This is a genomic window from Hongsoonwoonella zoysiae (assembly GCF_013266695.1).
GTDB classification, from domain to species: domain Bacteria; phylum Pseudomonadota; class Alphaproteobacteria; order Rhizobiales; family Stappiaceae; genus Hongsoonwoonella; species Hongsoonwoonella zoysiae.
The window spans coordinates 2,407,301-2,426,724 of sequence record NZ_JABRXF010000001.1; the positions used below are offsets into that span (position 1 = coordinate 2,407,301).

At 59.2% G+C, this 19,424-nt stretch carries 17 protein-coding genes; 10 read left to right on the plus strand and 7 right to left on the minus strand.

Going from position 1 to position 19,424, the window contains the following annotated elements; translation table 11 throughout:
• Positions 1-5 precede the first annotated feature (5 nt).
• Positions 6-1,865 (minus strand): 3D-(3,5/4)-trihydroxycyclohexane-1,2-dione acylhydrolase (decyclizing), encoded by a 1,860-nt coding sequence (gene iolD, locus HPQ64_RS11150; protein ID WP_172888405.1) that lies wholly within the window; start codon positions 1,863-1,865, stop codon positions 6-8.
• Positions 1,866-2,057: 192 nt separating this feature from the next.
• On the opposite strand from iolD, the gene HPQ64_RS11155 reads away from it, so the two are divergent.
• From HPQ64_RS11155 to iolG, 4 genes are all read left to right on the plus strand, one after another.
• Positions 2,058-3,494 carry an NAD-dependent succinate-semialdehyde dehydrogenase gene (locus tag HPQ64_RS11155; protein ID WP_172888406.1) on the plus strand — a complete coding sequence of 479 codons (1,437 nt, stop codon included), beginning with the start codon at positions 2,058-2,060 and terminating at the stop codon, positions 3,492-3,494.
• Positions 3,495-3,502: 8 nt separating this feature from the next.
• A complete protein-coding gene (locus tag HPQ64_RS11160) occupies positions 3,503-4,309 on the plus strand; it encodes an HpcH/HpaI aldolase family protein (protein WP_172888407.1) in 807 nt (268 codons plus the stop codon).
• Positions 4,309-5,271 carry a hydroxyacid dehydrogenase gene (locus HPQ64_RS11165; RefSeq protein ID WP_172888408.1) on the plus strand — a complete coding sequence of 321 codons (963 nt, stop codon included), beginning with the start codon at positions 4,309-4,311 and terminating at the stop codon, positions 5,269-5,271. Before HPQ64_RS11160 ends, HPQ64_RS11165 begins: the two co-directional genes overlap by 1 nt.
• Positions 5,272-5,357: 86 nt before the next feature.
• Positions 5,358-6,371, plus strand: coding sequence for an inositol 2-dehydrogenase (gene iolG, locus HPQ64_RS11170; RefSeq protein ID WP_172888409.1), 1,014 nt, complete (start codon positions 5,358-5,360; stop codon positions 6,369-6,371).
• A gap of 21 nt (positions 6,372-6,392) precedes the next feature.
• Here the strand turns inward: iolG and HPQ64_RS11175 are convergent, their stop codons facing one another.
• From HPQ64_RS11175 to HPQ64_RS11190, 4 genes are read right to left on the minus strand one after another with little or no spacing between them, the layout of a single operon-like run.
• The gene (locus HPQ64_RS11175; RefSeq protein WP_172888410.1) at positions 6,393-7,472 is read right to left on the minus strand and encodes a Gfo/Idh/MocA family protein; all 1,080 of its coding nucleotides are present in this window, start codon (positions 7,470-7,472) and stop codon (positions 6,393-6,395) included.
• 60 nt (positions 7,473-7,532) lie between these two features.
• The gene (locus HPQ64_RS11180) at positions 7,533-8,525 is read right to left on the minus strand and encodes a sugar-binding protein (RefSeq protein ID WP_172888411.1); all 993 of its coding nucleotides are present in this window, start codon (positions 8,523-8,525) and stop codon (positions 7,533-7,535) included.
• A 43-nt stretch (positions 8,526-8,568) separates the two neighbouring features.
• A complete protein-coding gene (locus HPQ64_RS11185; RefSeq protein ID WP_172888412.1) occupies positions 8,569-9,585 on the minus strand; it encodes an ABC transporter permease in 1,017 nt (338 codons plus the stop codon).
• The gene (locus HPQ64_RS11190; protein ID WP_172888413.1) at positions 9,582-10,322 is read right to left on the minus strand and encodes an ATP-binding cassette domain-containing protein; all 741 of its coding nucleotides are present in this window, start codon (positions 10,320-10,322) and stop codon (positions 9,582-9,584) included. The genes HPQ64_RS11185 and HPQ64_RS11190 overlap by 4 nt, the downstream gene beginning before the upstream one ends.
• A gap of 209 nt (positions 10,323-10,531) precedes the next feature.
• Here HPQ64_RS11190 and HPQ64_RS11195 point away from each other — a divergent pair, with 209 nt between their 5' ends.
• On the plus strand, positions 10,532-11,362 hold the full coding sequence (locus HPQ64_RS11195) for an SDR family NAD(P)-dependent oxidoreductase (RefSeq protein WP_172888414.1): 831 nt from the start codon (positions 10,532-10,534) through the stop codon (positions 11,360-11,362).
• Between the two features lie 94 nt (positions 11,363-11,456).
• On the opposite strand, the gene HPQ64_RS11200 is transcribed toward HPQ64_RS11195, so the two are convergent.
• Positions 11,457-12,443 carry a Gfo/Idh/MocA family protein gene (locus HPQ64_RS11200; protein WP_172888415.1) on the minus strand — a complete coding sequence of 329 codons (987 nt, stop codon included), beginning with the start codon at positions 12,441-12,443 and terminating at the stop codon, positions 11,457-11,459.
• A gap of 358 nt (positions 12,444-12,801) precedes the next feature.
• Between HPQ64_RS11200 and HPQ64_RS11205 the strand changes: the two genes are divergently transcribed.
• The 4 genes from HPQ64_RS11205 (at position 12,802) to HPQ64_RS11220 (ending at position 16,994) form a co-directional block, all read left to right on the plus strand.
• Complete coding sequence (locus tag HPQ64_RS11205) at positions 12,802-14,493, plus strand: adenylate/guanylate cyclase domain-containing protein (protein ID WP_172888416.1); 1,692 nt, start codon at positions 12,802-12,804, stop codon at positions 14,491-14,493.
• Between the two features lie 158 nt (positions 14,494-14,651).
• The gene (locus HPQ64_RS11210; RefSeq protein ID WP_172888417.1) at positions 14,652-15,338 is read left to right on the plus strand and encodes a fumarylacetoacetate hydrolase family protein; all 687 of its coding nucleotides are present in this window, start codon (positions 14,652-14,654) and stop codon (positions 15,336-15,338) included.
• A gap of 77 nt (positions 15,339-15,415) precedes the next feature.
• Positions 15,416-16,183 (plus strand): ABC transporter ATP-binding protein, encoded by a 768-nt coding sequence (locus HPQ64_RS11215; protein ID WP_172888418.1) that lies wholly within the window; start codon positions 15,416-15,418, stop codon positions 16,181-16,183.
• Complete coding sequence (locus HPQ64_RS11220) at positions 16,176-16,994, plus strand: ABC transporter permease (RefSeq protein ID WP_172888419.1); 819 nt, start codon at positions 16,176-16,178, stop codon at positions 16,992-16,994. The genes HPQ64_RS11215 and HPQ64_RS11220 overlap by 8 nt, the downstream gene beginning before the upstream one ends.
• Before the next feature lie 202 nt (positions 16,995-17,196).
• Here HPQ64_RS11220 and HPQ64_RS11225 read toward each other — a convergent pair whose 3' ends face one another.
• Entirely contained in the window at positions 17,197-18,963 is a 1,767-nt protein-coding gene (locus HPQ64_RS11225) for an adenylate/guanylate cyclase domain-containing protein (protein WP_172888420.1), read from the minus strand.
• Positions 18,964-19,277: 314 nt separating this feature from the next.
• Here HPQ64_RS11225 and HPQ64_RS20625 point away from each other — a divergent pair, with 314 nt between their 5' ends.
• Positions 19,278-19,412: a hypothetical protein gene (locus tag HPQ64_RS20625; RefSeq protein ID WP_281358265.1), complete on the plus strand. Its 135-nt coding sequence runs from the start codon at positions 19,278-19,280 to the stop codon at positions 19,410-19,412.
• The last annotated feature ends 12 nt before the right edge of the window (positions 19,413-19,424 follow it).

Sequence of the window (19,424 nt, forward strand, 5' to 3'; positions counted from 1 at the left end):
GATCGTCAAACTCCAACGCGTTGCCTGCTTCGGATTTCCTGCTGATGCGCCCGCGCGGCCATGACGGTTTCGCGTTCGGAGACTTCAGGCACGCCTACATCCCAGTCCGCATCGCCAGGCACCCAGGCGAAAGCATCCGTCGCGATGGACAGGACGGTGGTCCGGTCGTTGCCTTTCGCCCACTCAAGCGCGGCTTCCAGATCTCCGAGGCTTTCACAGTGGCGGCCATAAGCGCCCATCGCCTCGGCGTGTTTGGCGAAATCCACGTGCAACGGATTTTCAGGGTTCCCGATGCGGCAATCCTTGAGCAGGTTGTTGAAACCGGGCGTGCCCTTGAACTCCTGCAAGCGGTTGATGACCGCAAAACCACCGTTGTCGCAGACGACAACGATCATCTTCTTGCCCGTGAGGACAGAAGAATAAATATCGGAATTCATCATCATGTAGGTGCCGTCGCCCAGCATGACGATCGGCGTGCCCTTGCCCTCGTTCGCCATGGCATTTCCCCAGCCGGCTGAAATCTCGTAGCCCATGCAGGAAAATCCGAACTCCAGATCGAAGGTGTTCGGGTTCTTGACCCGCCACCCCTTCGCGACCTCGCCCGGAATGCCGCCGGCAGCGGCTATGAGGTTGTCATTCTCGCCCGCCGCCTTGTTCACGGTTGCTACCACTTGCGCGTAGGTCGGAACTGGAGCGTTGGTCGGCGCCTGGTGCCGGTCGAGCAGTTGATCCCATTCCTTGAAGAGCGCCTTTGCCTGTTCCATTCGGGCAGGTGGGGATTTCCAGTTACCAAGCGCGTCCTCGATTTCGACGACAGCCTCCAGCGCATCGCCCACGACCGAAAGCGCCCGATGTTTGGTGGCATCGAAGCGCGCCGCGTTGATCGAGATGAAACGCGCATTCGGGGCAAAGGCCGTCCAAGAGCCTGTCGTGAAATCCTGCAAGCGCGTGCCGACGGCAAGGATGACATCCGCATCGCCGGCTAGCGCGTTCGCCGAGGTCGAGCCGATGATGCCGATGGGCCCGGCGTGAGCCGGATGATAATGTGTCAGCGTTCCCTTGCCGGCGATCGTTTCGACAATGGGAATTCCCCGCTCGACGGCGAATTTCGCAAGCGTTTCCTCGGCGCCTGAGTAACGCACACCGCCGCCTGAGATGATCAGCGGCTTCCTTGCGTTCTTCAACAATTCAACCGCTTGCGCCACGCGCTGCCGGTCGGGGCGCGGGCGCGGAATGGTCCAGACTTTCGGTTCGAAGAAAACTTCCGGATAATCGAAGGCCACTTCCTGGGTGTCCTGGCAAAGGCCGATGAAGGCAGGGCCGCAGTCGGCCGGATCGAGCATCGTGGCAATGGCTTGCGGTAAGGAAGAAATGATCTGTTCCGGCAGGGTGATCCTGTCCCAATAGCGCGACACCGCCTTGAAAGCGTCGTTTACCGTCGTGGTCGGATTGCCGAAATGTTCGACTTGCTGCAGCACCGGGTCGGGAACGCGGTTGGCGAAAGTATCTCCGGCCAGGATCAGAACAGGTAGCCGGTTGGCATGGGCCGTGCCGGCGGCGGTCACCATGTTCAGCGCGCCGGGGCCGATGGAGGAGGTGGCCACCATAATCTGGCGGCGGCGCTTTGCCTTGGCGAAGCCGATCGCGGCCAGCGCCATGGATTGTTCGTTCTGGCCGCGCCATGTGGGCAGGCGGTCCTGCACGGCTTCGAGGGCTTCGGACAGGCAAGTGACGTTACCATGCCCGAAGATGCCGAAGACGCCGGCAAAAAGCGGCACGCGTTCGCCATCGATCTCGGTGAACTGGTTGCACAGGTATTTGACCAAAGCCTGGGCCATGGTCAGACGGATGGTCGCCTGCGGCATGAAGCTCCTCCCTGCGTAAATATGAAATATTTACCGCATGAAATGATTATTGACAATCAGCATTGTTAGCAACGAAAATTGTCAATTGCAGGCAGGCGATATTGATTGCCGATCTAACGCAGCGAAGGTGGAAATGAAACGCAGCCCGCCAAGGGGCCCATGCCCTTTCGGTGCGGAACGGCCGGGTGTGTCATGTATCGAAATTTCGGACTTTTCATCGACGGAGAGTGGCGCGAGGCCGTGGGTGGGGCGTGCGCCAACGTGATCAGCCCGGTGACGGAACAGCCTCTTGGTGCCGCCCCGCAAGCGGCAAGGGAAGATACCGAAGCCGCACTCGCGGCGGCGGAAAAGGGTTTTGCGACATGGCGAGCGATGCCGGCATTTTCGCGGGCTGATGCCCTTCACCGGATCGCCGATGAAATGATCGCCCGAGCCGACGAGGCAGCGCGGGTGATCTCTTCGGAGACCGGCAAGCCTCTGGTGCAGGCCGGGAGAGAATGGGGTCTGTCGGTCGACCAGTTCCGCTGGTACGCCGAAGAGGCGCGCCGCATATACGGTCGCATCGTCGAAAGCCGCGTGCCTGGAGGGCGTTTTGAGGTCCACCGCGAACCGGTCGGCATCGTGGCGGCCTTCACGGCATGGAATTTTCCCGCCGCCCTTATCGCACGCAAGGTCGCACCGGCGCTTGCGGCGGGTTGCGCGGTTATCATTCGCCCTTCGAGGCAGACCCCCGGCACGGCGATGGTGATGGTCGACTGCATGCGTGCAGGCGAGCTGCCTGACGGCACTGTCAACCTCGTCGTCGGTTCCACGGACAATACCTACGCGCCGATCATGGCTTCAAAGGCGGTACGCAAGGTTTCGCTCACCGGTTCGACGCGTGTGGGCCAGCAGATGATCCGCGATGCCGCAGACACCATGAAGAAGGTATCGATGGAGCTTGGTGGCAACGCCCCTTGCATCATCTACGACGATGCGGATCTTGAAGCCGCGCTCGATGTCTGCGTTCCGACCAAATTCGCCAATTGCGGCCAGGTTTGCGTCACGCCGGATCGCTTCTATGTCCACGAAAGCCGGCATGACGCCTTTATCGAAGGCTTTGTGAAGAGGGCGGAAAAAATAAAGCTCGGTGACGGGCTGGATGAAACGTTCGGCATGGGACCGCTTATAAATGGCAGGCGCGTTGAGGAAATCGAGGCGGTTGTCGAAAGCGCGGTGAGTGCTGGCGCAAAAATCGCGGCCGGCGGCAAACGACCTGCCGAGTTCAACTCCGGGCACTTCTTCGAACCGACCGTGCTCACCGATGTGACCGATGACATGAAGGTTATGGCGGAAGAAAACTTCGGGCCGATAGCCGCAATCGCTCTGTTCTCCTCGGATGACGAAGTTTTGGGACGCGCGAATGCAACCGACATGGGGCTCGCGGCTTATGCCTTTACCGCATCCGCGAAACGGGCGCGGCGCACGGTGGAAGAGCTCAAGTCCGGCATGGTGGGGATCAACAGCTTCGCGCTTGCTGCGGCCGAAGCGCCCTTCGGCGGAACCAGGCTCTCAGGCATGGGCCGGGAAGGCGGCACCGAAGGTATTGGCGATTATCTCGACGTCAAACTCTCTCAAACCGTTTTTTGAGGCCTGTGATGCTCACGAACCCGCTAAAGCAAAAATGGGAAAAGGGGCAACCGACCATCAATGGCTGGTGCTCCATCGGCAACCCGTTCACCGCCGAAATCATGGCCGCACAGGGCTATGACTCGGTTTCGATAGATATCCAGCATGGCGCGCTGGATTACTCTGCGGCTCTGCCGATGCTTCAGGCGATGAGGGCATCCGGCGCAGTGCTGATGGCGCGCGTGCCCTGGCTTGACCCTTCCGCAATCATGAAGGCGCTCGATGCCGGCGCCATGGGCATCATCTGTCCGATGATAAACAACGCCGAGCAGGCGGCCGAATTCGTCAGCTATATGCGCTATCCCCCTGACGGCCAACGAAGTTTCGGCCCGACGCGCGCGAACTTCGCCATGAAAGGATACGGCGTTCAGGTGAATGAGGCGGTTCTGGCATTTGCCATGATCGAGACCGCGCAGGGCATGAATAACCTTGAGGAAATTGCCTCGACACCCGGCCTTGACGGAATTTATGTGGGTCCGGCGGACCTTGCCCTGGGCGTAACCGAGGGGCGGCTTGCACCCGGTTTCGACCGTGAGGAGGAGGAGATGGTTGCCGCGATCCGGCGCATCGCGGACGTTTGCAAGGCCAAAGGCATCTATGCCGCACTGCATTGCGGGACGCCGGACTATGCCGCAAAGGCAATCGGCTGGGGGTACAACATGACCACGGTTTCCGCCGACGCGCGCCTTCTGGCGGCCGCTGCAAGTGTTTCCGTGGCGAGGTTTCGCGAGCTTACAGGCACTTCCGCGAAAAGTCGCGAGAAGGGAAGCTACTGATGCCGCATGTTCTCGTTGTGGGGAAAATCCATGCCTCCGGCATCCAAATCCTGGAAGATGCGGCCGATTTCACCTTCGAAACTGTCGATGGGACTTCGGAAGAAAGCTACGCGACGCCCCTTCCCAAGGCCGACGCCCTCATCATTCGCACGCAGCCCCTGACCGCGCCGACCATCGCCAGGGCGGAACGCCTGAAAGTCGTCGCGCGTCACGGTGTCGGATATGACTCGGTCGACGGGGAGGCCCTGGCGCAGCGCGGCATCCCGCTGGTCGTGGTGGGCGATGTCAATTCGATATCGGTGGCCGAGCATTCCCTGATGATGATGCTTGCGGCAACGAAGCTTGCCATTCGCTCCGATGCAGCGGTGCGCAATAATAATTGGTCCTGGCGCAACAACCTCGAAGCCTGCGAACTTGCGGCCAAGAACCTGCTTGTTTTGGGGTATGGCCGCATTGGGCGGCGCGTTGGTGCATTGGCATCGGCTTTCGCAATGAGGGTTCGCGCATATGATCCCTACCTTGCCGCGAAAGGGTGGCCTGAAGGGGCTGTAAGTTGCGTAAAAACGCTGGAAGAAGGACTGGCCTGGGCGGACGTGGTTTCGGTTAACGCACCGAAAGCTGATCGCCCGTTGATCGGGCAAAAGGAACTGGCTGCCATAAAGCCGGGGGCCGTTTTGGTGAACACGGCGCGGGGAGGGATTGTCGAGGAAGACGCGCTGATTGCCGCGCTGCAGGACGGTAGGCTGCGGGCGGCCGGGCTCGATGTTTTCGAGGACGAACCGCCAGCACCTGAAAACCCGTTGCTGAAGATGGATAATGTTGTTCTGTCGCCGCACATCGGCGGATTGACGCGCGAAGGCGGAGAACGCCTGGCAGTTCATTCAGTCCGCAATGTCATCGATTTTTTCGCGGGCCGCCTCGATCCGGAGCTTGTTGTGAACGGGGTGGTCCCTAAGGGATAGCGCAGGCACATCGTGAGCCGGTAGCAACGGCGATGCAACGCGGGTGGCCCAATCTTGCGGATGTCCATAAAGCCGGGAGGGCTGTCATGTTGAAGATTGCGGTACTTGGTTGCGGGCGGATCGGAGTTATGCACGCGGCGAACGTGAACGCGCATCCGCATGCCGAACTGGCGGGCGTCTTTGATATCAATTCGGTGGCCGCGGAAAATTGCGGGTCGGCACATGGCGTCAGGGTCTTCAAGTCGGCGGACGAAGTGTTTGCCAGTCCGGATGTGGACGCTGTTCTGATCGCCACGGCGACCAGCACGCATTCCGATTATATCGAAGCCGCGGTTCGGGCTGAAAAGCCGGTGCTTTGCGAAAAGCCGATCGACCTCGATCTCAAGCGGGTCGAACTTTGCAAGAGCCGGATTGGCGATACCTCTCTGCCCATCATGCTGGGGTTCGTGCGCCGGTTCGACCCCGGCCACCGCGCCGCGCGACAGGCGTTTCTGGACGGCGAGATCGGGAACCTGCACCAGGTTGTCATCACCTCGCGCGATCCGGGAATGGCGCCTGATGCATATATCGAAGCGTCAGGCGGAATTTTCCGCGACATGACGATCCACGATTTCGACCTCGCGCGCTTTATGCTCGGTGAAGAAATCGAAACCGTCTCCGCCACGGGATCGCGCCTTGTCGACCCGGCGTTGATGGAAAAATGCAACGACTACGACACGGTGGTCGCGGTGCTTGTCACGAAAAGCGGCAGGCAGGCGGTCATCACGAATTCTCGGGAAGCGGCCTACGGTTACGATCAGCGTGTCGAGCTTTTCGGCAGCAAGGGGATGGTCGTTTCCGAAAACCGGCGCATGAACCATGTAACGAAGCACGTGAAGGATGCGACGAACGTCTCCGCGCCGCTTCTCAACTTCTTCATCGAACGATATGCGGAGGCGTTTAACGCCGAAATCGGCCATTTCGTCGATGTTGTTGAAAACGGGGCACTTTTGGAAGTCGGTTTCGAAGATGGCCGGCTTGCCCTGATATTGGCGGAAGCTGCATTCAAGTCGATTGCGGAGGGGCGGGCGGTCAGGATCGCCGAGATCGCACGATCCTGACAACGTGGCCTCGTGCAATCTTCAAAACACCAGCCGGCGATCGGTTCTCGGGATATGCCGCACCATCTCCGGCATCGGGTGAGAGGGGCGCGGCGGTGTGTCTATTTTCTGAGGCTTGCCGGTGGCGGCCGCTCGCTCGATGGCAAGCATGGCGCGAACGTCGGCCAGGCCTTCCTCACCATCAGGCTCCGGCCTGACGCCGTTGAGGATGCAATCGGAGAAATACGCCGTCTGACCGCCGAAGTGATCCACCGAAGGCGAAGGCTTTTCCAATACGACAACTTCGTCCTGCCGCAGGCGCAGGTTGGTATCCGTTTCGAAACGGAAGCCCGGTTCGAGCGTGATTTCCCCCTTCGTGCCGACGACGCGATAGGTGTCGAGCGTATCGGCGCCGAAGCTTGCGACGAACTGAGCGAGACGTCCCCCGGGAAAGCGGAGCGTGACGGCGATGGCTTCCTCGACTTCGTCGAAACGCGGATCATTGTCGCCACTACCTTTCATGGCGATCGCCTCGACCGGCTCGGCCGCGAAGACATGCCGCGCTGCATTGAGGCAATAAACGCCAATGTCCTGAAGCGGCCCGCCCCAGTGTTCGGCCTTTAGCCGGTGGTTGCTTGCCGTCGCCTGATAGGAAAAGATGGAAGTGAAGATGCGCGGGTCGCCGATCTTGCCGTTGCGGATTTGCTCCAGCACCTCGATTGTTCCCGGGTCCGTGTGGAGCCTGTAGGCCGTCATCAGGAAGACGCCCGCTTCATCTGCGGCGGCGATCATCGCCTCGCATTCCTCGACTGTTATGGCAAGGGGCTTTTCGACCAGGACATGCTTGCCGGCCCTGGACGCACGGATCGCATAGTCCGCATGCAATGAATTGGGGAGGGCGATATAGACGGCGTCGACGATGTCGGCGGCCAGCATCTCCTCATAGCGTTCATAGGCAAATACATGCTCGATGCCGTAGAAATCCGCGAGCTTCGCGGCATTCGCGGCATTGCCGGTGACGATTGCCGTCATCTCGGAATTGCCGGTCTGCGCGACCGAAGGCAAGAAAGCTTCCTGGGAAATCCATCCGGCGCCGACAACGGCGTAGCGTATCTTCTTCATCAATCACTCCAAAAGAAACGGCCCCCGACAGCCGGGGGCCGCAAGCCTTGTTACGGGCCGTTACTGCGCAAGGCAGCTGTCGACGTTGTCAGGGGTGCAGACGTCGAGGCCGGTGTAGATCGGATCGTCGACCGATTTGCCTTCCGCCAGATCCTTCAGCACGAACATCGCACGATACCCCATTTCAAACGGGCGCTGGCCAACCTGACCGTTTGACAGGCCGTCTTTCAATTGGGCCATCTGCATGGGAAGCGTATCAGCCACGATGATGGACATTTCGCCGGACGCCATCTTGTCCTGATAAGGTTCGGCGGCCTGACGATAGGCGTTGTCGAACCACTGGGTAAAGGCGCCAGTTGAAATGAACGCGGTCAAATCGGCTTCCTTGGCCAGGATATCGGTCATACCCTGAATCGCCTTGTTGCCATCATCATCTGTAATGAGCGGGCAGCCGGCAACCTCGGTCCATCCGTTTTCTCCGCTAAGCGGTTCGCCCGGAGGTGTGCCCATGTCTTTGCCGGCAAGCGTGTCGCGAATGCCCTTCAGGCGTTCGTTGTGGTTGGCGGCCGCCGCACCGCCGGTTTGCAAGCAGACCTTGCCGCCGTCCGGATGCCGCTCCATCGCAATTTTCGCCAGGTTTACGCCGATATCGTAGTTCTTCGTTCCGACGAAGGTGGCGCGGATTCCCTTGTCCTCCTCAAGCAGGTCCGCATCCCAGGTCATTACCGGAATGCCTGCGTCGACAGCCGCCTTCAGGGCCTTGCCCATGGCGGGCGCGTTCGACGGCGAGACGGCTATCCCGTCCACGCCCTGGCTGATCAGGTCCTGAACGATCTGGATTTGCTCAAGCTCCGTATGCTCGCCCGGCCCGATATAGTTGCAGGTTACGCCTTCGAGTTCTTCCTGAGCCTTGTAGCAACCGTCGCGTGCCAGGTCGAAGAATGGATTGTTCATCGCCTTCGGTACGAGCGCGAAATTATAGTCGGCGGCAAGGGCGCCGGCAGCCGGCAGCGTTACGGCCGCCATGATTGCTGCACACATCAGTTTCTTCATGATGGTCTCCTCCCATTTGGTTTGAAGGCGCGGATGGTTCTTCTCAAGACCTGCCGCGATTGCGGATCTGTTCCAGAAGCACAGCCAGGATCAGGAACAGACCAACGAAGAACTGCTGCCAAAGGGCGTCGATACCGGCGAGCAGTAGGCTGTTACGGATAAGTTCCATGAGAGCGGCGCCGATCGGCGCGCCGAAGGCGTAGACCACGCCTCCCATAAGGTTTGCGCCCCCGATGACGGTCGCTGCGATGACGTTGAGTTCGTACGTCAGGCCGAGCGCATTGGTCACGGATCCGAACCAGCCAACCAGCAGGAAGGCGGCCAGACCCGCGCAACATGAGCACAGCACATAGACGGAGACGATCACGCGCTCGACCGGTATGCCGGCAAGCTTTGCGGCATCCGCGTTGCCGCCGATCGCGATGACCCAGCGGCCCCAGGTCGAGTAGCGCCATACCCACCAGAACACCACGGTCAGGATCATGAGGACCCACACGGGATTGGGGACGCCGAACACGCTCTCGCCGCCGATCCATTCGAAGAGGTCCTGATCGGGGCCGAAGTCGTAGATCATCTTGTTGTTGGAGATGACCATCGCGATGGAGCGGGACATCGCCAGCATCCCGAGCGTCACGACGAATGGCGCCATTCTGAGATATGCGATCAGCACGCCGTTGACGAGCCCGACGATGGCGGCCGCCCCCATGCAGGCGATAAAACCGAACCCGATGCCGTAACCGGCCTGCATGACGAGGCCGGTAACGATGCCGGCGAGGCCCATCAGCGAGCCGACCGAAAGATCGATCCCGGCGGTGCAGATCACCGCGGACATTCCAAGCGCCATGATGCCGAAAAAGGCGAAATTCCGGGTAATGTTGAAAAAATTGCGCTCTGTAAGGAAGACGTCCGAGACGAAGCTCATGACGACACCGATCGCGATAATCGCTACGAACACCCAGAACGGCTGGGTTTTCAACGCTGCCTGCAGCCCCGACATCTCCTGACGAGAAGTGATGCTTTCATCGATCTCGGCGTGCGATTTCTGCGTCGTGTCGGTCATGCGTTCTCAATCGCCCCCGTAATCAGCCCCGTGACTTCCTCCGGGCTCGTTGCGTTGATTTGCTTGTCGGCGACCTTGGCGCCGCGGCGCAGGACCGCTACGCGGTCGCAAACCTCGAAGACGTCCGGCATACGGTGCGAAACCAGAATGACCGCGTGGCCCGAATCCTTGAGGCGATGGATAAGGTTCAGGACCTCGGCGACCTGGCGGACCGATATCGCCGCCGTCGGCTCGTCCATGAGGACAAGTTTCGGATCGGACAGGCGGGTTCGGGCGATCGCCACGGCTTGGCGCTGGCCGCCGGACATCTGCTTCACGAGATCGCGCGGCCGGGTTTCGGACTTGAGTTCCCGAAAGAGTTCACCGGCCTTTTCAAACATCGCCTTATGGTCGAGATAGCTGATCGGGCCGAATTTCTTGCGGATTTCCCTGCCGAGAAAGACGTTTGCAGCTGCGGTGAGGTTGTTGCAAAGCGCAAGATCCTGATAGACGATCTCGATACCGTTGTTGCGCGCGTCAACCGGCTTGTTGAAATGCACTTCAGAGCCGTTGATCATGATCTTTCCCGCCGTCGGCAGGAAATTCCCGGCGATAATGCGCATCAATGTCGACTTGCCGGCGCCATTGTCGCCCATTAGCCCGACAGCTTCGCCCTCGCTGATTGTCATGTCGATGCCCTGAAGGGCGTGGATCGCACCAAAACTCTTCGTAACGCCTTTAAGCTCAAGCAGGCTCACGTGGCATCCTCCTCCCGAATGTTCTGGGCACCCGGTTTGCCATTATTCTATGCCGTCAGCTCTTATTTACGTAAGGTAATAATATGCAATAATCATTGCATGAAGGCGTAATTGTCAATTAATTTTTCGCTACGCGGGTATCCGCAAGCATTGTTTGCGCTTATGTGCTCTATCTGGAGGATGTTCCGAAAAGCGGGAGGGAAAAGACCATGCATGAAGCGGTTCGTAAGGGAAACATTGCGATCGTTACAGGCGGCGCGTCCGGCATTGGACTTGCGGCCGCGAGGAGGTTCGTCGACCTGGGACTCCGCGTCTGCATTGCCGATCTTCCGGGCAAGGCTCTCGATAGCGCGCGGGATACGCTGGGCGGTGATGGACGTGTGCTGACCGTGCCGACGGACATTTCACACGTCGAACAGCTAAAGGCGTTGAAAGCGAGGGTTCAAGCGGAATGGGGGCAGGTAAGCGTTCTGATGAACAATGCCGGAGTGCAGCCCGGCAGTTCGATCTTTGACATCGAGGATACCTGGCAACGGATAATTGACGTAAACATGTGGGGCGTCATTCGAAGCGCGCAGATATTCGCGCCGGAAATGATCGCTGCCGACCGTCCCGGACTCATTATCAACACCGGGTCGAAGCAGGGGATCACGACGCCGCCGGGCGATCCTGCGTACAATGTGTCGAAGGCCGGCGTGAAGGTATTTACAGAGGCGTTGCAGCACGAACTGCGCAGCACGCCGGCTTGCAAGGTTGAGGCGCGCCTCTTTATCCCCGGTTTCGTCTTCACCCCGCTGACCGCCCGCGGCCGGATAGAAAAGCCCGACGGCGCGTGGACGCCGGAAGAGACTGTGGCATTTCTGTTCGACGCGCTTGGGCGTGAAGACTTCTACATCCTTTGCCCCGACAATGAAGTCGATCACGCGACGGACGAAAAGCGGATCCTTTGGGCCGCCGGCGATATTGCGGAAAATCGTCCTCCACTCTCGCGGTGGCATCCCGGCTATGGGGAGGCCTTTGTCGATTGGCTCAAACAGTGAGCTATGACCGGACGTTCGATAGGGAGTGCACCGTGATCAAGCGTAACAATTAACGCAGCGTCGCTGGGAAACACGTCAATCGCGCTATCCCAGGTCACGGGCGCTCGGGCAGGACCAGATCGACCGGCGTGCCTGTTTCGATCGCATTGACGAGCTGTTCCGCGATCGATGTCGCCACGAAACCGTCCCACGCCGTGGCGCCTTCATTTGCGTGCGTTCCGTCCAAAAGGGAATTGATCCAGACTTGGTCCTGGATCCGGTAAGCATCGGCAAAACGCGGTATCCAGTTTTCCGGAAATTCGCCGCGCTCGGCCCGATCGAGCCTTGTGCGGGTCAGCGCCGGATGGGCCATGGAAGCGGTACCGCTCGTTCCCGCGATCTCGCAATGCACGTGATAGCCATAGGCCGCATTCATGAATACTTCCGTGGAAACGATGGCGCCGGTATCCGTTTCCAGCATGATCATGAGGGGGTCTCCCTTCGGCGCATCTCCAGTGCGTGGCGCCTCTGTTACGTACCCACGGACGAACTCGGCGCCCAGAAGCCAACGGGTGACGTCGATTTCGTGAACGAATGAATTTGTCACCGCCATATGCGCGGTAAACCACTCCGGCGCCTGGGCGTTTCTGTGTTGATTGTGCACAATCCTCGGGGTGCCGATCGAGCCGGATTGAAGCGTCGACTTCAACTCCGCATAACAGGGATCGAACCTGCGCATGAAGCCGACCTGCACCAACTTCTGGCCGAGCTTTTCCTCTGTCCTGACGATTTCGAGACACTGAGCTGCATCAATAGCCAAAGGTTTCTCGCAAAGAACCGGTTTCTTGGCCTCCAGACAGGCCATCACGATATCCCGATGCGTGTGATCGGGGCTTGCAATGACGACCGCGTCCACCTGTGAAGAGCGGATCAGCATGAGCGGATCGGAGAAAACGCTCACATCGCCGGCAACCGCTTTTGCCCGTTCTTTGTCCGGATCCGCGACGCTGCCAAGAATTGCGCCCCGGATTCCCCTGTCGAACAAACGTGCATGATCCGCCCCCATGACGCCTGTACCGATAACTCCCACCCGAATAGCCATCTGCGAGGTTTCCCGTATCTGGGCGTGGGGCCGACAGGCTCCCGTCGGCCCTGTCTGCCTGCCAGCACTTCGGATCGGATATGGATAGTAAGGCCAATTGGCTGATAATCAATGAAAATTGTCAATTTTTAAACTTCTCAATAAACTATTTTTTCTGCTTTTTATGCGCTGCGCGCCCAGGAGCGTGGACTATCCCGCAATGATCATTAGGGAGTTGATCACGTGGCGCAGGAATAAGCCTTTGTGTCAATGGACGCGGCTGTGAGCTTTCTTGTCACCGCGAAAAGCGGCTGCCGTTTGCGGCGCCAGCTTCGCGCGGGTAAGCTTTGGCCGAGGCCGACATTGCGCGAGAGGGCCCATGTCCGTGGATGACAGCGTTTCCCGCTTCGATAAGCGGAACGAAGACAACGCTCAAACGCTTTCGGACCGTTATGCGCTCGTAAGCGAGGCCATTTCGGAAGGGATTTACGACTGGAATATTTCCAGCGGAGAACTTCATGTGTCCGGTCGGCTCAATGCCATTGTCGGTTTTGGAGAGCGGGCGCTGACGGCGGAAGATTGGAACAGGCGCATCCATCCGCAGGATTTCGACGGATACAAGGCAGCCATCATCGAGCACATCAGGGGTATTTCGGATCGCATGCGCGCGGAATATCGGTTGCGGCGCCCGATCGGCGACTACATTTGGGTGGCTGACAATGGCCGTTGCATCCGCCAGGACAATGGAGAAGCGGTTCGGCTTATCGGCGCAATCCGCGACATCACTTCGCGCAAGCTGGCGGAAACCCATCTGAAGGACGCGCAACGGAAAGCGGAACAAGCGAGCCAGAACCTGCTCGATGCCATAGAATCCATATCGGAAGGTATCGTCCTGTTCGACGCGGACGATCGCGTTGTCCTGTGCAATTCCAACTACCGGCAATATTTCGCGAGGGCAGCCAACGCTGAAGTGGCCGCCATGGTCGAGCCCGGCGCGGTTTTCTGGGACATCATCAGAGCTGCATATGAAGCCGGCATGCTTCCGCTTATCGACGAGAAGGGCGGGATCGAAAACTATATCGAAATGCGTAAGCGCATTCGTAAAGGTACGCAGGAACCGATCGAACAATTGCTGTCTGACGGGACCTGGCTCCAGATAAACGAACACAAGACGAGTGCCGGCGGCATTGCTTCGGTCTATACGGACGTCACTGAATTGAAGAAACGCGAAGTCGAAGCATTCTCGAAGACAGAAATGCTTGAGTCGCTATCATCCCGCTTGTCGAAATATCTTTCGCCGCAGATCTATTCTTCCATTTTTTCCGCGCCGCAAAATGTAGAGATTGCTCCGAAGCGAAAGAAGCTGACCGTGTTCTTTTCCGATATCGTCGGCTTCACGGCACTGGTCGATGCGCTGGAGTCCGAACAGCTGACCGAATTGCTGAACCAGTATTTGACGGAAATGTCGAAGGTGGCCGTGGAGCATGGCGCAACGGTCGACAAGTTCATAGGTGATGCCGTCGTGGCGTTCTTCGGTGATCCGGTTTCCAGGGGCGTAGAGCGCGACGCGACTGCCTGCGTGACCATGGCTATGGAAATGCAATCAAAGCTCGGCGAGCTGGCTTCCAAATGGAACGACAGGGGAATCGATAAAGAATTCAAGCTGCGGATTGGTATCGCGACGGGATATTGCACTGTCGGTAATTTCGGGAGCGAGGATCGGCTGGACTATACGGCGATCGGCAGCCCGGTAAATCTGGCTGCGCGCCTTCAGCAGCATGCCCCGGCGGGTGAAATCCTGCTCGACAATGAGACTTACCATCTTGTCAGGCAAGCGATTGGAGATGCGAGGAAGACGGAATTTAAGCCCAAAGGCTTTTCCAAGAGCGTGAGGGCGTATCAAATCAAGCCGTCAGGCGTGGGATGCGAAGATATTGCTCGTCTCGAAACTCCCGGAATTAGCATTAGGGTTCAAAAGTCCGTACTTTCACGATCTGACCGGGAAGAAGCGGTTCGTTCTCTGGAAAGCGCAATCGAGCACATAAGGGGGGCCGGTAAAGCCCGGCCATGATGAAGGCGCGCAGCGAAGAGATTGTATCTCCGCGCTCCGGAGTGCCGGAATTCATCAGCAAATTGGGTACTCGAAGCTGATTGCTCAACCAATCAGCATTGGTCTGAGAGCCTCCGGTGTGCGATTAAACCGGCGCAATAACCCTGTCGGAGGATTCCATGCCGCAATTCGTTATCGAACAACCGCCTGCTGTCGCGATTCCGGTCGCGGGAACCAAGGCGCTTTTCCCCGTGCGCCGGGTCTATTGCATAGGGCGGAATTACGCCGCGCACGCTATCGAAATGGGGCACGATCCGGACCGGGAGCCGCCGTTTTTCTTTCAGAAGAACCCGGACAATCTTAACCCGTCCGGCGAGTTTCCGTACCCGCCAAAGACCTCCGATGTCCATCATGAAGTGGAGATGGCGGTTGCGCTGAAAAGCGGGGGGCGGAACATCGCATTGGACGATGCGCTAAACCATGTCTTCGGCTATGGCCTGGCGCTCGATATGACCCGCCGCGACTTGCAGGGCGAAGCCAAGAAGCTCGGCCGTCCCTGGGAGATCGGCAAGGCGTTCGAGCAGTCGGCGCCGGTCGGGCCTCTTCACCCTGTATCCGAAGTCGGGCATCCCGATAGCGGGCGCGTCGAACTCAGGATCAACGGACAGGTACGGCAGGAAGGCGACCTCAATCAGATGATCTGGAAAGTTCCGGAGATGATCTCGTATCTTTCGGAGTATTTCGAGCTGGCGGCGGGAGATATCATTCTTTCGGGCACGCCGTCCGGCGTGAGAGCGGTGACGAAAGGTGATGTGATTGAAGTTTCGATTGAAAGCCTCGGAAGCATGACAGTCAAGGTGGTCTGAATTTCGATTTTCCTCTTGTGCTTCCCATTGATCGCCGTCAGATCGGGTGCGGCTGAATCGACGACTTGAGGAGCACCATGGAAATCCGGCTCGAAGGCATCGGCCACTCTTATGACGGCTTCGAGGTGATGCGCGACATCACCCTCGAAATTCCCGCAGGGCGCATTGTCTGCATCGTTGGCCCTTCCGGATGCGGGAAATCTACGCTGCTGCGCATTATCGGTGGCCTGGAGCAACCGGCGCGAGGGAGGGTCTTGCAGATTGGCGAACCGCCCGAGGGGTGCCTCAATCCGCTCACCTACATCTTCCAGGATTTCGCGCTGCTGCCATGGCGAAGCGTTTATGGCAATGTCTCGCTCGTGCTTGAGGATCATGGCATCCGGGGCAATGAGGCTGACGAGATCATCGCGGACGTGCTTGCCCGCACGAAATTGAGTGATTTTGCCAAGGCGCTGCCAAAGCAACTTTCAGGGGGAATGAAGCAACGCGTGGCGATTGCCCGCGCGCTTGCCGTAAATCCGGCGGTTCTGCTGATGGACGAGCCGCTCTCGGCGCTCGACAGCCAGACGCGGGAGCTTCTGATGGACGACCTCGTCAGCCTTTATGAGCGCCAGCCCTTTACCGCCGTCTATGTCACCCACAATTTGGGCGAGGCCGTCAGGCTTGGCCACTCCATCGTGGTTCTGTCGCGCAGGCCGGGGCAAATCCGGGAAGTGGTTCATCTCGACCGCCCGATCCAGGAGCGCACTCTCGGCGATCCCGATCTGGAGATCCGGCAGAAACATCTTTGGGAACTCATGCGCGCCGAGGCGCAGGCCGCCGATGCGGAGCTTATGAATGCCTGATGCAACGATGAATGCCGATGCGGCCGGTGGCCGTGCAGTCACCTTCCGTGGAGGCGGCTTTGCGCCCAGGCCGCAGCGCTGGGTCGCATTCGTGGTTTTCACGGTGCTGATCGCGCTTGCCGAATGGGGGACGCGGGAGGGCTGGATCTCGGCGCTAACGCTGCCACGACCATCGGACGTGCTGACCGCGTTTCGCGATTTGATCCAGACCGGTCTTCTGTTCGATCACCTGGGGCCATCCTTGTCACGTTTGGCCGTGGGCTCTGCGATAGGCGTTGTGGCAGGGATCATGGTCGGTATTCTGATCGGACTTTTCAGCCTTGTACGATCCGGCCTTGTTCCGCTTGTCGCGGCGCTCTTCCCTATTCCGAAGATCGCGCTCCTGCCTCTTTTCGTGATCTGGTTCGGCATTGGCGAAGGGTCGAAATACGCCCTTATCGCCTTCGGCACATTCACGCCGACCGTGGTTGCCACATATGGGGCGGTGGACAATGTGGACCGGACGCTGATCCGCATGGGACAAAGCTTCGGGCTTTCCTGGCTCTCGATTGTCCGCAAGATCGTTTTGCCGGGTGCGATGCCGGGGATCCTTTCCGGCCTCCGCATAAGCCTGGCGATCGCGATCATTCTGCTGGTGGCGGCAGAAATGCTCGGCGCGGAATACGGCATCGGCGCCTATATCCTGGAAGCCGGCTCCCTTTACGATCTCGAACGCCTGTTCGCCGGTGTGGTCATCCTGTCGCTGCTTGGCGTGTTCGTCAGCGCCGCGATCGGCATGGTGGAGCGCAAATTGCTGGCGTGGCGGACTTGAACTCGTCGTGCTGGACCTTGCCGGGAGCGCGGGCGCCCTTGGGAAGCCATCCGGTCGTTTCTCCGGCAGGCGCAGAAACAAATCTGTTAAAGGGGCGCAACATTGATATTTTTCGAAGACCGAAAGGTCCGAATATCTATTCTAAATCACGCGGTAACTTGACTTGGTATGGGATAAGAGTTGGGGGAGGCGCCAATTAATATCAACCCTCCCCGTTCGGGAGACCGAGCGCGCGCAAGGCGGCGAGAAAACGCTCCAGATGTTCCCGGTTCTTGCTGGGGATGTGGCGAGCGTCGTCTACAGTCGCCTTGGGCATCAGCTTGAGATATTCTGCCAAGGCATTGTGGGCAGCTTCGTCGTCTCCCAGCATATGGAGCGAGACGGCGAACTGACGGCGAAGCGACGGATTGCCGGGGGCAACTCGGCATGCCCGGCGGGCGAGGGCCGCAGCCTCTTCGTAATCTTGCAAGGCATGATAAGCCCACCACAGGGTCATGTACCAGAAAGGCAGAAAACCGTCGTGCGGGCTGAGGCGTACCGCCTGTTTCACCGCGGCGATCGCAAGGTCCGGCTCGTCCGCGCAGGCAAACACCGAGCCGCGTACGCCGACAGCAGCGGCGAAATACGGGCTGATCGCCAATGCGCGCTCTATAGTCTCAAGGGCCGCATCGAATTCGCGGGAGAAAAGTTGCGCAACCGCCAGGATCGTCAGGGCCATCGGATCGTGCTCGTCGATCTCGACCGCCGATTGCGCGGTGGCAAGCATTGCTTTGAAAGATTCCGCCCGATTCTCGCTCCAGCCGTAAAACGCCTCGTAAAGATGAACCAGTGCGAGATCGGCAACCCCCAGGCCGCTGCCGGGCGCAAGCTCCATTGCCTGCTGGAAGAGGCGGCGCGCCTCGACCCCGTCCTCGCGCGACATCTTCCAGACATGGGCGCGCCCGCGCATTGCGCATTCCCACGCACTGAGCTGTGAGGGGTCCTTGCGCCGTGTCTTGCGGACCTCCGCCGATACGAATTCCGGTGTCACGGCCGCGGTGATCGCCCGAGTAATTTCGTCCTGAATGTCGAAGATATCCGCGATCTCACGATCGTAACGGTCGGCCCAGACGTGGGAACCGGTGGCGCTGTCGATAAGCTGGGCGGTGATGCGCAGTCGGTTGCCTGATTTGCGCACGCTACCTTCAAGAACGTAGGCAGCGCCAAGATCGCGACCCGCCTGCTTCATGTCCACCGCGCGGCCCTTGTAGGTGAAGCTGGAGTTGCGCGCGATCACGAAAAACCACGGCATCCGCGAGAATTCGGTAATGAGGTCTTCGGCCATACCGTCTGCGAAGAAATCCTGCTCAGGATCGCCGGACATATTGTCGAAAGGCAGCACGGCGATCGAGGGTTTGTCGGAAAGTGATGTTTCGCCGCCGGCGGCGAACCGGGAAACTCCGGCCGCACCGACCTGCAGCGCATAGATGCGCATCGGCTCGGAAATGTTCTTCAGCTTCGTCTCGCCCAGATCGGTGATAGCAAGGTCGAGCCGCGAACGCACCTGCCGGTAAGCGTCTTCCGAAAGGCATATCGCCCCCGGCGTCGCCATGCCTTCAAGGCGTGCGGCGATGTTCACGCCGTCGCCCATCAGGTCGCCGTCACTTTCCTCCACCACGTCGCCTATGTGAATGCCGATGCGGAAATCGATGCGGCGTTCGGGCGGCAGGCCGGCGTTGCGCTCTACCATCGCGGTCTGAACCTCGATGGCGCAGCGAATGGCATCGACGACGCTGCGAAACTCCACCAGCGCGCCATCGCCCGTTCGTTTCACAATTCGCCCATGATGCACGGCGATCGTCGGGTCAATGAGATCGCTTCGCAGCGCGCGCAGCCGCGCGAGCGTGAGTTCCTCGTCGGTGCCCGCAAGCCGGCTGAAACCGGCCACATCCGCCGCAAGGATCGCAGCAAGCTTTCTCCCCTTCGTCATGAGCCGGCTCTCCCGATGTCGATAGAGCATAGAGAAGAATTCAGAAGCGTGCTGCCGGCAATCAGTCAGCTTTCGGAAAAAACGATCGAAAATGCGCTTGCGGAACGAGCCGTTTGTATTGGGTCAATAATGGCTTAAGCTTTTATTCGCCTCGGCGACTTGCGGGAGATTTCTGTAAGGGGAAGCTGAATGAAAACTGGCGTGGCTGTGACCCTTCCCGACGTTCATGCGATTGTGGCCTGCCTCACCGGCGCCAGCGGGAAATTGACCGAGAGAAGGCTGAACTTCAAAATTTATTTGCCGATATGCGTGAAATGGATGGGGCGTTGAACCTCGCGGAGATCGGGCTGGAACGTGGCACCAACCCTTCGCCGATTGGCGGCATCGTCATCGATCGCAATATCGATGCCGGGCAGTTCATTCGCAGGCTCGGGTCCGTGGCGGAATAAAGCCCGCGGTCG

What these genes read in the sequence shown, in the direction of transcription:
- HPQ64_RS11180 (WP_172888411.1), bottom strand. Translation starts at nt 8,525, where the DNA reads ATGAAGAAACTGATGTGTGCAGCAATCATGGCGGCCGTAACGCTGCCG.
- HPQ64_RS20625 (WP_281358265.1), top strand. Translation starts at nt 19,278, where the DNA reads ATGGATGGGGCGTTGAACCTCGCGGAGATCGGGCTGGAACGTGGCACC.
- HPQ64_RS11205 (WP_172888416.1), top strand. Translation starts at nt 12,802, where the DNA reads ATGTCCGTGGATGACAGCGTTTCCCGCTTCGATAAGCGGAACGAAGAC.
- HPQ64_RS11185 (WP_172888412.1), bottom strand. Translation starts at nt 9,585, where the DNA reads ATGACCGACACGACGCAGAAATCGCACGCCGAGATCGATGAAAGCATC.
- iolG (WP_172888409.1), top strand. Translation starts at nt 5,358, where the DNA reads ATGTTGAAGATTGCGGTACTTGGTTGCGGGCGGATCGGAGTTATGCAC.
- iolD (WP_172888405.1), bottom strand. Translation starts at nt 1,865, where the DNA reads ATGCCGCAGGCGACCATCCGTCTGACCATGGCCCAGGCTTTGGTCAAA.
- HPQ64_RS11220 (WP_172888419.1), top strand. Translation starts at nt 16,176, where the DNA reads ATGCCTGATGCAACGATGAATGCCGATGCGGCCGGTGGCCGTGCAGTC.
- HPQ64_RS11165 (WP_172888408.1), top strand. Translation starts at nt 4,309, where the DNA reads ATGCCGCATGTTCTCGTTGTGGGGAAAATCCATGCCTCCGGCATCCAA.
- HPQ64_RS11215 (WP_172888418.1), top strand. Translation starts at nt 15,416, where the DNA reads ATGGAAATCCGGCTCGAAGGCATCGGCCACTCTTATGACGGCTTCGAG.
- HPQ64_RS11175 (WP_172888410.1), bottom strand. Translation starts at nt 7,472, where the DNA reads ATGAAGAAGATACGCTACGCCGTTGTCGGCGCCGGATGGATTTCCCAG.
- HPQ64_RS11160 (WP_172888407.1), top strand. Translation starts at nt 3,503, where the DNA reads ATGCTCACGAACCCGCTAAAGCAAAAATGGGAAAAGGGGCAACCGACC.
- HPQ64_RS11195 (WP_172888414.1), top strand. Translation starts at nt 10,532, where the DNA reads ATGCATGAAGCGGTTCGTAAGGGAAACATTGCGATCGTTACAGGCGGC.
- HPQ64_RS11210 (WP_172888417.1), top strand. Translation starts at nt 14,652, where the DNA reads ATGCCGCAATTCGTTATCGAACAACCGCCTGCTGTCGCGATTCCGGTC.
- HPQ64_RS11155 (WP_172888406.1), top strand. Translation starts at nt 2,058, where the DNA reads ATGTATCGAAATTTCGGACTTTTCATCGACGGAGAGTGGCGCGAGGCC.
- HPQ64_RS11200 (WP_172888415.1), bottom strand. Translation starts at nt 12,443, where the DNA reads ATGGCTATTCGGGTGGGAGTTATCGGTACAGGCGTCATGGGGGCGGAT.
- HPQ64_RS11225 (WP_172888420.1), bottom strand. Translation starts at nt 18,963, where the DNA reads ATGACGAAGGGGAGAAAGCTTGCTGCGATCCTTGCGGCGGATGTGGCC.